Source organism: Streptomyces bullii, assembly GCF_042657145.1.
GTDB lineage: Bacteria > Actinomycetota > Actinomycetes > Streptomycetales > Streptomycetaceae > Streptomyces > Streptomyces bullii.
The window spans coordinates 315926-330984 of sequence record NZ_JBHSNY010000005.1; the positions used below are offsets into that span (position 1 = coordinate 315926).

Here is a 15059-nt window from a genome sequence, read left to right on the forward strand (position 1 = left end):
TCCCTGAGCTACCGGGCCGAGACAGGGTCCGGGGCCGTCGGCCGGTCAGTCGCGGGCCGACGGCCCGGCCGCCGGCTTCGCGCCCTTCTTCAGGAAGCCCATGTCCTCGTAGACCGGCGTCCGGAACCCGAACGCGCCGGCGTTCACGAGGTTCTCGCGGGCGGCCACGAGCTGCGGCCGCTGGTAGAGCGGGATGGAGCCGGCCGCCGCCCAGATGCGGGAGTCGGCCTTGCGCAGCAGGGAGCGGGCCTCGCCCTCGTCGAGCGTCGCGATGGCCTGGTCGAAGAGCTGGTCGACCTGGTCGGTGCCGACGCGGGTGTAGTTCTGCTCGATGCTCAGCGAGCCGTCGGCGGCCGGGACCGGCTTGGCGTAGACGGGCCGGGCGTCGGTGGCGGGGAAAGCGGTCGCCGGCCAGGAGTACAGGGCGAGGTCGTACTGGCCGGAGGCGATGTGGTCCTTGAAGTACGACTCGTCGGAGACCCGGGAGATGTCGGTGCGGATGCCGACCCGCTCCAGCATGCGGGAAATGCGGTCGGCGACGGTGCGCAGGGGCTCCGTGCCGGAGCCGGAGGGCAGGACGAAGCGGAGGACGAGCGGCTTGCCGTCCTTGGCGAGCGGGGCGGCCGCGGCGCCCGCCGGGGCGGCGGTGCCCTTGGGGGCGTAGGCGCCGGGAGCGCCGCCCTGCCGCGGGTGCTGCTTGCCCTCCTGCGCGAGCTGGTCGCCGTGGTCCGCCCGGTGACCGGCCTCGCGATGCGCCTTGTCGTCCTGGGTGCCCTCCGCCTTCTTGGTGCCCTCGGTCTCGGCGCCGTCGGTGTCCTTGGTGTCCTTGGTGGCCTTGGTGTCCTCGCCGACGATGTACGTGCCGTCGTCGCCGCCCTCTGACTCGTCCTGCGCGGCCTTCTTCCCCTCGCCGCCGGCCGCCTTCTCCGCCTTCTTCTCCTCCTTGACCGGGCCGCCCGGCACCCACCCCGCGTCCGCGAGCAGGGCCTGTGCCGCCTTGGTGTCCTGGCCGCCGAGGGCGCCGCTGTTGTCGGCGTAGGCGGCCTGGCCGGACAGGGCGAGGTGGCTGCCGACGGGCTTGGCGGGCAGCCCGAGCGGTTTCAGGACGGCCTCGGCCAGGTCCGCGCGGTCCAGAGCACGGGCCACGGCCCGGCGCACGCGCTCGTCGGCGAGCGGACCGCCGACCCCGTTGAGGGCCAGTTGCGTGTAGGCGGGCTCCAGGGACTTGCGCACCTCGTAGCCGCGCAGGGCCTGCTGCTGCCGGGCGTACGCGGTGGTGGCCCGGCGCAGCTTCTCGCGGGCGGTGCTCTCCTCGTCGGCGGCCTCCTCGTCGGAGCCGTTGGCGACGGCCCAGGAGCGCAGCGCCTCCGCCGGGGTCCGGTCCGCGCCGGAGCCCATCAGCGGCGTGCTGCTGCCGCGCGGGGGCGCGGCGACGGCGATGCGGCGTGCGGCGGTCGGGTCGATCTCGGCCAGGTCGACGGTGCCGGCGACCAGGGCGGCGGTCCGCTCGTCGCGGGGCACGGCACGCAGGACGATCTTCTCGAGCCTGGCCGGCTCTCCCCACCAGCGCGGGTTGCGGGTGAGGGTGACCTCGTCGTCGTCGCGGTCGACCTCGTTCAGGACGAAGGGCCCGGCGGTGATCTTCAGCTTGCGGCGCGCCCCGTCGTTGAAGGAGTCCGGGGTGCCCATGACCTCCTTCGGGTACAGCGGCGTGAACAGGGACTTCCAGTCGGCGTAGGGCCGGCTGAAGGTGACCTTGACCTCCAGGTCGTTCTTGCCGCGCTCGATCTTCTCGATGCGGTCGTAGCCGGCGTTGCGGGCGGTCCAGTACGCGGTGTCCTTGCCGGACAGGGCGCGCCACTGGGCGGCGAAGTCGGCGGCGCCGATCTCGCGGCCGTCGCTCCAGACGGCCTGCTGGTTGAGCTTGTAGAGGACGACCTGCTTGGGCTCGGTGTCGACGACCTCCGCCGACTCCAGGTAGGCGGTGTTGCGCTCCGGTCGGCCGCGCGCGTCCATCCGGAACATCGACGGCAGGACGGCCTGCGCGACGCGGGTGGTGGTGGCGTCGGCGTCGGACTGGAAGGTGTTCAGGGTCTCGGGCACGGAGTCCACGGCCCAGCGCAGGGTGCCGCCGTCGGCGATCCTGTCGCGTCCGGCGGGCGCGATGTCCTGCCCGGCGAGCGGTTTGCCGGCCGGGTCCTCGGCGGCGCAGCCGGCGAGCGCGGGCACCGCGAGCACACCCGCGGTGAGGAGGGCGACCGAGCGCGGAACGCCGCCGGACCCGCGGGTCGCTCTCCCGCCCTCCGCCCGTACGACGGCCCGCGCGGCGGCGTCCGGTGCGTGCGGCCGCGCGGCGGAGGAGGCCGTGACATCAGCGGCTCCCGCCGCGGGCGCCGAGCGGCAGGCGGGAGATCGGCGAGAGGGCCGGGGTCCGACGCCGTCGTGGGACATCTCTGGGTACCTCCGGGAAGCCGCGGGCGTTATGATCACGTTTGGCGGTATTTGGAGCTCATCTGATGTATGCGGCCACTGAAGAGGAAAGGGTTCGGCAGCGCAGGGCGACACGGCGGGCACGGGCGGCAAGGCCACCCGTGTGGCGCAACGCACCGGAGAATGCACCCACACGCCTCGGCCAATCGGTGCACATCCCTTCACAGCACAAGGTGTGACGCGCAACACTCGCAGGCGCATGAACGTTGCCGCCTCGGTCCTCGACGGACCCGGAAGTGAGGGCAAGTCATGTCCGTGCACGACGACCTGACGACAGTCCAGCGCTGCCTCGACGACCTGTTCCGGTCGGTGGGGCGTCTGGAGAAGCAGCTCGGCAGCGGCGGGCTGGAGATGCGCCGCGTCCGCGCCGACGCCGATCACCTGCGCGAGAGCGTCGCCCTGCTGCGCCAGGCGGCGGCCTCTCCGGCCGCGCCCAAGCGGCCCGACCTCGTCACCATCTCCGACGCCCCGTACGACCCCTCGCTGTGGGTCGACACGGACGACGAGGGCCTGGGCGCCCGCGACCGGCGCGCTCCCTGATCCGGCGGGGACCCCGCACCGGGGTCCCCGCACAGCCGAGCGACCGGCACGTCCCCCGAACCCGACCGGAGTCGCAAGTGGCCACAGGTACGGAACCCCCCGCCACACAACCCCAACCCCCAGGCGGCGGCGTACGGGCCGCTCCGCGCGCCGCGATCGACGCCCCGCACCTGCGGACCGACCGCTGGTGGCTGGCCCCGGCCGTCACCGTCGCCGGTCTGCTGGCGTTCGTCGTCTACTCGACCTGGCGGGCCTTCGCCAACGCCGACTACTACGCGGCCCCGTACGTCTCGCCGTTCTACTCCCCGTGCCTGGCGGAGAACTGCGAGCCGATGAAGGCCGGACCGAACTGGGAGATCTTCGGCAGCTGGTGGGGCATCTCGCCCGCGATCATCATCCTGATCTTCCCGCTCGGCTTCCGCCTGACCTGCTACTACTACCGAAAGGCCTACTACCGGGGCTTCTGGGCCTCCCCGCCGGCCTGCGCGGTGGCCGAGCCGCACCGCACGTACACCGGCGAGACCCGCTTCCCGCTGATCCTGCAGAACATCCACCGGTACTTCTTCTACGCGGCGATCCCGGTCGCGGGAATCCTGACGTACGACACCGTGCTCGCCTTCCGCGACGAGCGCTACGAGTGGGGACACATGGGGCTCGGCACCCTGGTCTTCCTGGTCAACATCGTGCTGATCTGGGCGTACACGCTGTCCTGCCACTCCTGCCGGCACATCGTCGGCGGCAAGCTCAAGCACTTCTCCCGGCACCCGGTGCGCTACCGGATGTGGCAGTGGATCGGGAAGCTGAACGCCCGGCACATGCTGCTCGCGTGGTCGTCGCTGGTGAGCGTGGCGCTCGCCGACTTCTACGTCTACCTCGTCGCGTCCGGCGTCTTCGACGATCCGCGCTTCTTCTGAAATCCGTTCCGATGAGTGAGGCCTTCTGATGACCGTGGTCGACCGGCAGGAGTGGGACGTCGTCGTGGTGGGCGCGGGCGGCGCGGGCCTGCGCGCCGCCATCGAGGCGCGCGAGCGGGGCGCCCGTACGGCCGTGATCTGCAAGTCGCTGTTCGGCAAGGCGCACACGGTGATGGCCGAGGGCGGCATCGCGGCGGCGATGGGCAACGTCAACGCGGGCGACAACTGGCAGGTGCACTTCCGCGACACCCTGCGCGGCGGCAAGTTCCTCAACCAGTGGCGGATGGCCGAGCTGCACGCGCAGGAGGCCCCGGAGCGCGTCTGGGAGCTGGAGACCTGGGGCGCGCTGTTCGACCGCACGAAGGACGGCCGGATCTCGCAGCGCAACTTCGGCGGCCACGAGTACCCGCGGCTCGCCCACGTCGGCGACCGTACGGGCCTGGAACTCATCCGCACGCTCCAGCAGAAGATCGTCGCGCTCCAGCAGGAGGACTTCAAGGAGACCGGGGACTACGAGTCCCGGCTGAAGGTCTTCCAGGAGTGCACGGTCACCCGGGTGCTCAAGGACGGCGAACAGGTCTGCGGGGTCTTCGGCTACGAGCGCGAGTCGGGCCGCTTCTTCGTGCTGGAGGCGCCGGCCGTCGTCATCGCGACCGGCGGCATCGGCAAGTCCTTCAAGGTCACGTCGAACTCCTGGGAGTACACCGGCGACGGCCACGCGCTGGCGCTCCTCGCGGGGGCGCCCCTGCTGAACATGGAGTTCGTGCAGTTCCATCCGACCGGCATGGTCTGGCCGCCGTCGGTGAAGGGCATCCTCGTCACCGAGTCGGTGCGCGGCGACGGCGGTGTGCTGCGCAACTCCGACGGCAAGCGGTTCATGTTCGACTACATCCCCGACGTCTTCAAGGAGAAGTACGCCGAGACGGAGGAGGAGGCCGACCGCTGGTACGACGACCCGGACCACAACCGGCGTCCCCCCGAGCTGCTCCCCCGCGACGAGGTGGCCCGGGCCATCAACACCGAGGTGAAGGAGGGGCGCGGATCCCCGCACGGCGGTGTCTTCCTCGACGTGTCGACGCGAATGCCCGCCGAGGTGATCAAACGGCGGCTGCCCTCCATGTACCACCAGTTCAAGGAGCTGGCCGACGTCGACATCACGGCGGAGCCGATGGAGGTCGGGCCCACCTGCCACTACGTGATGGGCGGCGTCGCGGTCGACTCGGACACGGCGGCGGCGCGCGGCGTGCCCGGGCTCTACGCGGCCGGTGAGGTGGCCGGCGGCATGCACGGCTCCAACCGGCTCGGCGGCAACTCGCTCTCGGACCTGCTGGTGTTCGGACGCCGGGCGGGCTGGCACGCGGCCGAATACGCGGCGGGCGCGGCCGGGGCACTACCCCGGGTGGACGACGTCCAGGTCGACGCCGCCGCCGCGGAGGCCCTGCGCCCCTTCTCGGCCGAGGCCGAGGTCGAGGAGCCGGCCGGAGGGCCGCCCGAGAACCCGTACGCCCTGCACCAGGAACTCCAGCAGACGATGAACGACCTGGTCGGCATCATCCGCCGCGAGACGGAGATGAAGCAGGCTCTGGAGAAGCTGGCCGAGCTGCGGGTACGGGCACGCCGGGCCGGTGTCGAGGGGCACCGGCAGTTCAACCCGGGCTGGCACCTCGCCCTGGACCTCAGGAACATGCTGCTGGTCAGCGAATGCGTGGCGCGGGCCGCGCTGGAGCGCACCGAGTCCCGCGGCGGGCACACCCGCGAGGACTTCCCGTCGATGGACCGCAAGTGGCGCCGGATCAACCTGCTGTGCCGGCTCACCGACCCGACGGGCGGCCTCGCGGCCACCGACCCGGTGCGCGGCCAGATCACGCTGGAACGCGAGACCACCGACCCCATCCGCCCGGACCTGCTCAACCTGTTCGACAAGGAGGAGCTGGTCAAGTACCTCGCCGAAGAGGAGCTGTACGAGTGAGCAGCTACGAGGCCCGTTTCAAGGTGTGGCGGGGCGATGCGGGGGGCGGCGGCCTGGAGGACTTCGAGGTCGAGGTCAACGACGGCGAGGTGGTGCTCGACATCATCCACCGCCTCCAGGCCACCCAGGCCCCCGATCTGGCCGTGCGCTGGAACTGCAAGGCGGGCAAGTGCGGTTCGTGCTCGGCGGAGATCAACGGCCGGCCCCGGCTGATGTGCATGACCCGCATGTCGGTGTTCGACCGCGAGGAGACCATCACGGTCACGCCCCTGCGCGCCTTCCCGGTCGTCCGCGATCTCGTCACGGACGTCGGCTTCAACTACGCCAAGGCCAGGGAGGTCCCGGCCTTCGCGCCGCCGCCCGGGCTCGGTCCCGGCGAGTACCGCATGTTCCAGGAGGACGTGGACCGGCCGCAGGAGTTCCGCAAGTGCATCGAGTGCTTCCTGTGCCAGGACACCTGCCATGTGGTGCGCGACCACGAGGAGAACAAGCAGGCGTTCGCGGGCCCTCGGTTCCTGATGCGGATCGCGGAGCTGGACATGCACCCGCTGGACGCGGCGGCGGAGGCGGGCCTGGACCGCAAGACGACCGCCCAGGACGACCACGGCCTCGGTTACTGCAACATCACCAAGTGCTGCACCGAGGTCTGCCCCGAGGGCATCAAGATCACGGACAACGCGCTGATCCCGTTGAAGGAGCGGGCGATCGACCGCAAGTACGACCCGCTGGTGTGGTTGGGGAACAAGATCCGCCGGAGGTCCGCGTCCTCCTGACCCTCAGGTCCGCGCCCGCAGATAGCCCGAGTGCGCCACCTGGCCGAGGAAGGTGAACCGGGTGGCGGTGGCCCTGTGCTTGTCGAAGGCCTCCTTGATGCCGGGCCACTTGGGGTGCCCGAAGTCGTCGAGGACGACGATGCCGCCGGGCGTGACGATCTCCTCCGCCCACCGCAGGTCCGCGGCGACACCGGCGGCCGAGTGGTCGCCGTCGACGACGATCACGCCGTAGGACCGGTCGGAGACCAGGGCCCGCACCTCGGGGTCCTCGGAGAAGCCCTGCTGGATGCGGGTGGCGGCGCCGGCCGCACCGGCCAGGGCGAGGTTGGCCCGCACCGCGGCCTCGCGCACCGGCGTGCCGGTCACGTCGCCGCCCATGCTGGTGCCGGGCTGGAGCTGCTGCCCCGCGAGCGGGTCGACGATGGTCAGGCGCGGGTCGCGTCCGGTGCGCTCCATCATGCGGATCAGGGCCGCGCCGAACATGCCGTACAGGGTGCCGATCTCCAGGATCTCGTCGTTCGGCGGGTCGAGCAGCGGGACGGCCGCGAGTTTGCCGCAGATGTTCATGGTGCCGCCGGCGATCCGGCCGACCCCGAGCGCTTCCAGGGCGATGAGCAGCCGGAACGCCTGGGCGACAGCGCGTTCGGCGTGCTCGTCGTTCCCGGTCACCCGCGTCAGTTCGGTGATCGTGCGGTGCAGATGGGGCGCGGACGGCAGTCGGGACGCGCCGCGTCCGGTGCCGTCGAAGAACAGCTCCAGGGGGCGCTGACGGTTGCGCAGCGTCGTCAGCTCCTGCCGCAACGCGTCCTGGGAGCCGTTCGCCAGGGCGCGGCGGACCTGGCGCTCTATGCGCTGGTCGATGAGATCGACGATCGGGCGCAGGCCGCGTCTGGCGACCTTGCTGGTCAGTAACGCTCGCATGGGTCGGTAGTCCTCCAGGAAAGGGAGGTGAGGACCGTAGAACGTTCACACACCGTTCACAACAAACGCGAGCGTCCCTCGGGGGAAAGCTCGGATGACGGCTGCGTGACCAGTTCCAGGACCCTGCCCAGGTTGAACTCGGCGATCGCCCGCATCGGTGCGGGGTCCGGGAAGTCGCCTTCGAGGAGGCGCAGCGGGCCCGCGGCCAGGCCGAGGTGCATGGCCAGGCGGTACAGCCGCACACGGGGCTCGTCGAGCTCCGTGCCAGGCGGGCACAGGGTGTCGTAGTGCGGGCCGAAGCGCAGGCGGAGGAAGACGTGCTCCCACTCCACGTCGCCGTACATCAGGCCCTCGACGTCGATCAGGGCCGGTGCTCCGTCGGACGTCAGCAGGACGTGGTCGGGGCCCAGTTCGCCGTGGACGAGGGTGTGACGGGCCCGGGGCCGGACCTCGGCGGCCAGGCGGTGCAGCAGGTCCGTCAGCTGGGCGCGGACGGCGGCCACGCGCGGTTCGCGGACGGCGGCCTGCTCGACGGAGCGCAGCGCGCCCTCGGTGATCCGCGCCTCGCTCGAACCGCTCGCCGTGGAGCCGCCGTTGTCGACGACGGCGACCCTGCCGGGGCGGGGGCCGGTGTGGGAGTGCAGGGCGGCGAGCAGCTCGGCCAGGTGCCGCAGTGCCTCGCGGGCCGTGCGCGGATCGTGGGCGAGCGCCTCCTCCAGGCTGCCGCCGGGCAGGTCCTCCACGATCGCCGCGTCCGCCGGGAGGTGCGTGTGCGTGGCGTCGGCGTACAGCAGGCGGGGGGTGCGGACGCCGGCGGCGGCCAGGCGGTCGTGGGCCGCCGTGAACAGGTCCAGGCCCGTGCCCTGGAAGGGGTCGCGGGGGTCGGCGGGTCCGGCGTCCCAGTAGTCCTCGTCCGCCGACCAGACGTAGGCGACGGCTGTGGAGCCGTCGTCGAGGATGAGCCGGTAGACGCCCTTGCGCGAGCCGCCGCGCAGCCGCTGGACGCCGGTGAGGCAGCGGCCGGGGCCGAGGGCGGCACGGCACAGGGGGGCGAGGGCGGCGCGGGTGAGGGTCGTACGGCTTCGGTTCGGTCGGTCGCTCGTCACCGCACCCAGTCTTCCTGGTACGCCCGCCAGTCGGCCTCGGTGGCCGCGAAGTCCACGTACAGGGCGACACCGAAGCGCTCGCGGTCCGCGTCCGTCCGGGACAGACCGAGGCGGACGCCCCGGACGGCGGCGGGCACGGTCTCGGCGTGGTTCCAGTGGCCGAAGCGGTTCTCGTGGAAGAACGGCAGGCCCATCAGCAGGTCGGTTCCCGGCGGGGTGACCTCCAGGGCGAGGGAGGTCTGCTGGGCGACGTACCCGCCGTAGGTGCTCTCCAGCGGCTGCATCGTGTCGTACGACATGACGGCGATCTGGTCGACGCGGCGCGCCACCTGGCCGAAGAACTCCTGCGACCACCACTTGGGGTGCCCGGTGACCGTGCCCCAGAGGGAGTGGAAGGCCGGGAGCGGGTCGATCTGGTGGGCGGCGACGGACAGCTGGGCGTTCCTCGCGCGGGTCTCGCGGCGCAGGGCGTCGAGCAGGGTGAGGTAGTGCCGGTCGCCGGAGTGCAGGGGCTCAAGGTCGAGGTGGACGCCGTCGTAGCCGGTGTCCAGGATCTGGCGGGTCGAGCGCCGCACGGCGGCGCGGGTCGCCGGGTCGTCCAGACGCATGCCGTCCGGGCTCTCGGTCGCGAGCACGTCGCCGAGGAACGCCTGCACCCGCACCCCGGGCAGTTCACGGTGCACGGCGCCCAGGAACCAACGGGCCCTGGGGTACGCCGACCTGGGCAGCGTGCCGTCGTGCTCCAGGGGGCCCGAGTGGACGTACAGGTCGCGGACGCCGGTGTCGCGCAGACGCCGGGCCAGGGCGGTGACGTCGGCGTCCTTCTTGCGTCCGTCGACCAAGGCGTGCCCCAGCCAGAGCGCGTCACGGTCGCGGGTGTACGTGCCCTCGGCCGGATCGCCCAGGTAGTTGACGCGCAGAGCGGTCTCGGCGGCCAGCAGGGGAACGAGGAGGACGAGCACGAAGCCGAGAGCGGTACGGCGCAGCCATCGGCGACGGGGCCGGTAGGGCGCGGGCCCGGCGTCCGCCGCGGCCGGCTCCTCCCGGCCCGCCTGCGTCTGCTCCGTGCTCTCCATACCGGCTGCCCCTCCCGCCTCGGCCGACCACACCGGCCCCGCCACGGGCGCACCCCGGTCGCGCGGCCGCATACCTGCTCATACGCTCCGAAAGGTGACGCCTTCCTCGCTCCGGAGCCGGCCGCGCCGCGCCACGCCGCACCTGTCCGCGCGGGTGGTGCACGCGGTGCTGGGCGGTGCGGCCGGGGCGGTGTGGCTGGTGTTGCCGGGAATGACGACGAACCCCGGCGCCCCGGTTGCGATCTCGGCGGACCGTCCCGTCGCGGTCGCGCCCGCGCAGGAGGACGGCGAGACGTCCGCCGCCGACCTCGTACTGCCGCTGGTGGTGGCGGGCGCGGCGGCCGCGGCGGCGGGATACGGCTACGTACGGCGCGCCCGGCGCCTCCGGACCCGTACGACGCCCGGCGGCGCGCCGGTGCGGCCGGCCGGGCCCCCGCCGGACGCACGCGACGCACTCTCCGAACTCGACGCACGGGCGCGGGCGCTGCTGACCGAGGCGGACGACTGTGTGCGCACCAGCCGGGAGGAACTCGGCTTCGCCGAGGCCCGGTTCGGCGCGGCGGAGGTCGCACCGTTCGCGCGGGCCCTGCGGGAGGCGGAGGCCGAACTGGCGGCGGCGTTCCGGATGCGGCAGCAGTACGACGAGGAGGTCCCGCGGGACGACAGCGCCCGGCGGCAGACGCTCGCGGGGATCGTGGGCCGCTGCCAGGAGGCGGGGCGGCTGCTGGACGCGGAGGCCGCCGGGTTCGACCGGCTGCGCGGGCTGGAACGGGAGCGGGAGCTGGGCGAGGCGCTGGTGGTCGCGGAGAACCTGTTCCGGGACCTCACCGCCCGTACGGTGAGGGCGCGGAGCCAGTTGGCGGACCTGCGCGCACGCCACCCGGCGTACGCGACCGCCCAGGTCACCGGACACGCCGAACAGGCCGAGGACCGGCTGTTGTTCGCCACCTCCCGCCTCAACCGGGCCCGCCGGCGCGTGGACCGGGGCGAGACCCACCGCGCGATCGGCCATCTACGGGCCGCCGAGGGGGCGATCGCCCAGGCAGCCGTGTTCGTGACCGGCATCGACCGGCTGGCCGCGGAGCTGGCGACGGCCGCGGGGATGGTGCCCGCGGCGCTGACGGGGGCGGAAGTGGAGATCGCCGGGGTACGGGAGCGGGCGGCGGCCGCGGACCGCCCGGACGCGGTGCCCGCCGGTGAGCTGCGGGCGCGGATCCTGCACGCCGACGCCGTGCTGGCCGCCGTACGGGAGGAGGTGACCGGCGGGCCGTACGACCCCCTCGACGTGCTGCGGCGGATCGTGCGGGCGGTGCTGCCGGTCGCCGACGGGCGGGCCGGGGTGCTGCCCGCCGCCGCGCGGCTCGTCGCGCGCAGCGCCACCGCCGACGCGGCCGACTACGTCACCACGCACCGGGGCGTGGTGGGCAGCGCGGCCCGCACCCGGCTGGCGGAGGCGGTACGGCTGCTCGGCTCGGACGCGCGGGCCGAGCAGCCGGCGCGCCGGGCACGCGAGCTGGCCGAGCAGGACGTACGGGTCCACGGCACGCCGCTCGGCACGGTGGCCGGGCACGAGAGCGGCGCCGGTGGCGCGCTGCTCGGCGGGATCCTGCTGGGCGGCACGCCGGCTGGCGGCCCGCCCGCGAGCTTCGGCGGGCCCCGCACCCGCGCGCGGCGCGGGGCGACCTCCCCCTGACGGCCGACCCCCGACGGCCACGGTCGCCCACGGCGGAACGGGGACGCGCCAGGGCCTCAGCACGGATTTCGGTACCGCCCAGTACGGATCGCCGTAGGGATCGCCGTAGGGACGTCGGAAAGAGCCTCAGAACAGGCTCAGCAACGCCTCCGCCGGATCGGTCAGGCCGGTGTCGCCGCCCGGCAGGGGCAGTTCGAACCACACCGTCTTGCCGCGCGGCGTCCGGCGGGAGCCCCACGCCGCGCTGAGCAGACCGACGAGCTGGAGTCCGCGGCCGCCCTCGTCGGTGTCGCGGGCCCGGCGCCGGCGGGGCTGGACCAGGCCGGAGTCCCAGACCTCGCAGACCAGCGTGCGGTCCAGCAGCAGACGCAGCCTGATCTCGCCCTCGCCGTAGCGGAGGGCGTTGGTGACCAGCTCGCTGACCAGCAGCTCCGTGGTGTCGACCAGCGGCTCCATGTCCCAGGCGAGCAACTGGGCGCGGGCGTACTCACGGGCCCGTCCCACGCTGCGCGGCTCGCGCGGCAGGGTCCAGTCGCCGACGGACTCGGCGGGCAGACCCTGTACACGTGCCATCAGCAGCGCGATGTCGTCCTCGCCGTGGTGCGTGTCGAGGGTGTTGAGGACGTGGTCGCAGACGTCCTCCAGGGGCTGGGCCGGGTCGGCCAGGGCACTGACGAAGGCCTGGAGGCCCTCGTCCAGCGGATGGTCGCGGCTTTCGACCAGTCCATCCGTGTAGAGCGCGAGCAGGGCGCCCTCGGGCAGTTCGACCTCGACCTCCTCGAAGGGCTCCCCGCCGACGCCGAGCGGCATGCCCGGCGGCACGTCCAGCATCAGCGCCTGTTCGCCCGGCTCGACCAGGACGGGCGGCAGATGGCCCGCGTTGGCGAAGGTGCAGCGCCGGGTGACGGAGTCGTAGACGGCGTACACACAGGTCGCCAGATACACCTCCGAGAGGTCGGCCTCGCGGGGCCGGCGGGCCGCGCGCGTCGCCTGCTGGACGCCGCCCGGCGCGCCGAGGCCGCGCGCGATCTCGTCCAACTGGGAGAGTACCTCGGCCGGTTCGAGGTCCAGCTGGGCCAGGGTCCGTACGGCCGTGCGCAGTTCGCCCATCGCCACGGCCGCCCGCAGGCCGCGGCCCATGACGTCGCCGACGACCAGGGCGGTGCGGTGCCCGGGGAGCTCTATGACGTCGAACCAGTCGCCGCCGACCTCGCTGGGCCGGCCGGTGGCCGCGTTGCCGGGCAGGTAGCGGCAGGCGATGTCCAGGCCGGAGGCCTCCGGGTCGCCGGGCGGGAGCAGGGACCGTTGCAGTATCAACGCGCGTTCGTGTTCGCGCCGGTACAGGCGGGCGTTGTCGATGCAGACGGCGGCGCGCGCGGCCAGCTCGACGGCGAGGTCGCGGTCCCGTTCGCCGAACGGCTCGCTGCCCTTCGTCCGGGCGAACTGCACCAGTCCCACGACCGTGTCGTGGGCGACCATCGGCACGGCGAGCGTGGACTGCACCAGACCGCCGTCCTGCGCGGGGACGGTCTGCGTACGGGCGGTGCGCAGGGCGTCCGCGCAGGGCGAGTTGAAGGGGTAGTGGTGGACGGCGCCGACGGCGACGGGCTCACCGCTGCCGATGAACGGCGCGTCGGAGACGGCGCTGGCGAAGGCGACGCGCCGCAACTCGGCGCTGCCGTCGGCGAGTCCGGGCGGCGTCTCGTCGCCCACCAGCAGGCCCTGGTAGAGGTCGACGGTGGCCAGGTCGCAGAAGCCGGGCACGACGACGTCGAGGAGTTCGCGTGCGGTGGTCTCCAGGTCGAGGGAGTTGCCTATGCGGGCCCCGGCCTCGTTGAGGAGGGCGAGGTTGCGCCGTGCGGCTGCGGCCTCGCGGGCGGCGGCGCGCCGGGAGGTGATGTCGATTCCCAGCCACGCGATACCGATGGGGCGCCCCGAACCGCTGTGGACGCGGTAGAGGTTGACGGACCAGTGCCGGCGCTCGTCGGAACCCGGCAGGAAGCCGGTGATGTGCATGTCCGTGATGGAGTCGCCGGTCTCCAGGACGCGGCGCAGGGTCGCGGAGACCCGGTCGGCCTCGCCGCGCGGCAGGTAGTCGTGGACGCCCCGGCCGCGGTGGTCGTCGGGTGTGCCGCCGAAGGTGGAGGCGAAGCGCTGGTTGGCGCGGCGGACCCGCAGGTCGGCGTCGATCAGCAGGAAGCCGAAGGGGGATTGACCGAAAATCGCCTGTGAGGCGGCGAGGTCGGTCTCGATGCTGCGCAGCGTACGGACGTCGACGACGATGCAGACGGCGGCCTTCTCGCCCTCCTCTGTGCGGGTGGGCATGACGTAGACCTCGGCGAGGCCCTCCTTGCCGCGTCCTCCGTCGGGCGCGTCCGGCAGCCGGAAGGGGACCACGCCGGTCCACTCCCGGCCGTCGAGGATCTCGGCCATCTTGCGCTGGCCCTGCTCGCGCTGGTCGGGGTCCATGAAGGCGGCGATGGGATCCATGCCGACGGCGTGCTCGGCCGGGATGCCGAAGAGCTGCTCGGCCCGCAGGCTCCACTGGTCGACCAGGCCGTCGGGGCCGATGGAGAAGGACGCGACCTTGATGTAGTCGTAGATGGAGCCGGGTGGGCTGCTCTGCCACATGGCGTCGCCCGCGGAGACCTGCCCGGACCACGTCCGGTCGTACGCCTGACCGGAGACCCGCCCGGACGAGACCTGACCGGACGGCCTCTCGGCGGCCTTCGGCCTCGCGCCCTCCGACGGGTCCTCGGACTCCGTGGCCTTCGCTGGTATCTCGCTCACGCGAACCGTCCCCTCCAGCTCACCGCGTCCGGCACCGTCACCGATGGCGGCTGACCCGCAGTATCCAGCACTACGGCGCCGCACGACACGGTGTTCACGATCACAGCACGGTTCCGGCGGTTTTCGGCCCCGGCCGTGAGAACACTTCCAGTCTTCTAACCAGGGAACACGGCCTCGAATCACCCAGTTCCACAACCGTCACGGGCCTGAACCGGCTGGTCGACAGGGTGGGTACGGCCGTACAGCGGCGAACCCCGGCTGCGCGGGGCCGGTTCGGCGCGGAACCGGTGGCTCAGGAAACCGTGAGGCGGGGATTCAGGGCACCGGCAGCTCGAACCAGACCGTCTTGCCCGCGCCCCCCGGGCGGGTACCCCAGCGGCGGGAAGTGGAGGCCACCAGTTGCAGGCCGCGTCCGCTCTCGTCCTCCAGGCGGGCGGCACGTTCGCGGGGCGGGTCCGGGAGCGGGTCGGAGACCTCGACCAGCAGGACGCCGTTGAGGGCGGAGGGCCGTACCAGGCGGACGCCGATGGGGCCGGTGGCGTGCCGGAGGGCGTTGGTGACCAGTTCACTGACGAGCAGGGCCGTGACGTCGCCGACGCTGTCGAGGTTCCAGGTGCGCAGTTGAGCGCGGACGGCCGAGCGGGCGGTGCGGACGGCGCCCGGGTCCGCCGGAAACGTCCACTCGGCGCGGTCGCCGTCGGTGTCGATCACGCCGATCACTTCCCGGGCAAGCGATCCCACTCATGTCCGAATTCATGGGGTTAATGGGCACATACCCGATATCCGG

The 15059-nt window shown here is 72.9% G+C and carries 11 protein-coding genes; 5 read left to right on the top strand and 6 right to left on the bottom strand.

Annotated features, from left to right (window positions below; genetic code table 11):
* Positions 1-45: 45 nt before the first annotated feature.
* Complete coding sequence (locus ACFPZJ_RS16115) at positions 46-2451, bottom strand: ABC transporter family substrate-binding protein (RefSeq protein ID WP_381021723.1); 2406 nt, start codon at positions 2449-2451, stop codon at positions 46-48.
* A gap of 288 nt (positions 2452-2739) precedes the next feature.
* Here ACFPZJ_RS16115 and ACFPZJ_RS16120 point away from each other — a divergent pair, with 288 nt between their 5' ends.
* The 4 genes from ACFPZJ_RS16120 to ACFPZJ_RS16135 all read left to right on the top strand — a co-directional run bounded on the left by ACFPZJ_RS16120 (position 2740) and on the right by ACFPZJ_RS16135 (position 6686).
* On the top strand, positions 2740-3030 hold the full coding sequence (locus tag ACFPZJ_RS16120; RefSeq protein WP_381021725.1) for a hypothetical protein: 291 nt from the start codon (positions 2740-2742) through the stop codon (positions 3028-3030).
* Between the two features lie 77 nt (positions 3031-3107).
* Entirely contained in the window at positions 3108-3944 is an 837-nt protein-coding gene (locus tag ACFPZJ_RS16125; RefSeq protein WP_381021726.1) for a hypothetical protein, read from the top strand.
* 28 nt (positions 3945-3972) lie between these two features.
* Positions 3973-5913, top strand: coding sequence for a fumarate reductase/succinate dehydrogenase flavoprotein subunit (locus ACFPZJ_RS16130; RefSeq protein ID WP_381021727.1), 1941 nt, complete (start codon positions 3973-3975; stop codon positions 5911-5913).
* Positions 5910-6686 (top strand): succinate dehydrogenase/fumarate reductase iron-sulfur subunit, encoded by a 777-nt coding sequence (locus ACFPZJ_RS16135; RefSeq protein WP_381021729.1) that lies wholly within the window; start codon positions 5910-5912, stop codon positions 6684-6686. The genes ACFPZJ_RS16130 and ACFPZJ_RS16135 overlap by 4 nt, the downstream gene beginning before the upstream one ends.
* A gap of 3 nt (positions 6687-6689) precedes the next feature.
* Here ACFPZJ_RS16135 and ACFPZJ_RS16140 read toward each other — a convergent pair whose 3' ends face one another.
* The 3 genes from ACFPZJ_RS16140 to ACFPZJ_RS16150 are packed head-to-tail and all read right to left on the bottom strand — an operon-like array spanning position 6690 to position 9789.
* Positions 6690-7607 carry a class I SAM-dependent methyltransferase gene (locus ACFPZJ_RS16140; protein ID WP_381021731.1) on the bottom strand — a complete coding sequence of 306 codons (918 nt, stop codon included), beginning with the start codon at positions 7605-7607 and terminating at the stop codon, positions 6690-6692.
* Between the two features lie 56 nt (positions 7608-7663).
* Complete coding sequence (locus ACFPZJ_RS16145) at positions 7664-8713, bottom strand: phosphotransferase family protein (RefSeq protein ID WP_381021733.1); 1050 nt, start codon at positions 8711-8713, stop codon at positions 7664-7666.
* Complete coding sequence (locus ACFPZJ_RS16150; RefSeq protein ID WP_381021735.1) at positions 8710-9789, bottom strand: glycoside hydrolase family 18 protein; 1080 nt, start codon at positions 9787-9789, stop codon at positions 8710-8712. The genes ACFPZJ_RS16145 and ACFPZJ_RS16150 overlap by 4 nt, the downstream gene beginning before the upstream one ends.
* 94 nt (positions 9790-9883) lie before the next feature.
* Here ACFPZJ_RS16150 and ACFPZJ_RS16155 point away from each other — a divergent pair, with 94 nt between their 5' ends.
* Entirely contained in the window at positions 9884-11482 is a 1599-nt protein-coding gene (locus tag ACFPZJ_RS16155) for a hypothetical protein (RefSeq protein WP_381021737.1), read from the top strand.
* A gap of 126 nt (positions 11483-11608) precedes the next feature.
* Here the strand turns inward: ACFPZJ_RS16155 and ACFPZJ_RS16160 are convergent, their stop codons facing one another.
* Positions 11609-14272 (bottom strand): SpoIIE family protein phosphatase, encoded by a 2664-nt coding sequence (locus tag ACFPZJ_RS16160; RefSeq protein WP_381021739.1) that lies wholly within the window; start codon positions 14270-14272, stop codon positions 11609-11611.
* A gap of 315 nt (positions 14273-14587) precedes the next feature.
* Positions 14588-15013, bottom strand: coding sequence for an ATP-binding protein (locus ACFPZJ_RS16165; protein WP_381021740.1), 426 nt, complete (start codon positions 15011-15013; stop codon positions 14588-14590).
* Positions 15014-15059: the final 46 nt, after the last annotated feature.

What these genes read in the sequence shown, in the direction of transcription:
- ACFPZJ_RS16115 (WP_381021723.1), bottom strand. Translation starts at nt 2,451, where the DNA reads ATGTCCCACGACGGCGTCGGACCCCGGCCCTCTCGCCGATCTCCCGCC.
- ACFPZJ_RS16120 (WP_381021725.1), top strand. Translation starts at nt 2,740, where the DNA reads ATGTCCGTGCACGACGACCTGACGACAGTCCAGCGCTGCCTCGACGAC.
- ACFPZJ_RS16150 (WP_381021735.1), bottom strand. Translation starts at nt 9,789, where the DNA reads ATGGAGAGCACGGAGCAGACGCAGGCGGGCCGGGAGGAGCCGGCCGCG.
- ACFPZJ_RS16140 (WP_381021731.1), bottom strand. Translation starts at nt 7,607, where the DNA reads ATGCGAGCGTTACTGACCAGCAAGGTCGCCAGACGCGGCCTGCGCCCG.
- ACFPZJ_RS16130 (WP_381021727.1), top strand. Translation starts at nt 3,973, where the DNA reads ATGACCGTGGTCGACCGGCAGGAGTGGGACGTCGTCGTGGTGGGCGCG.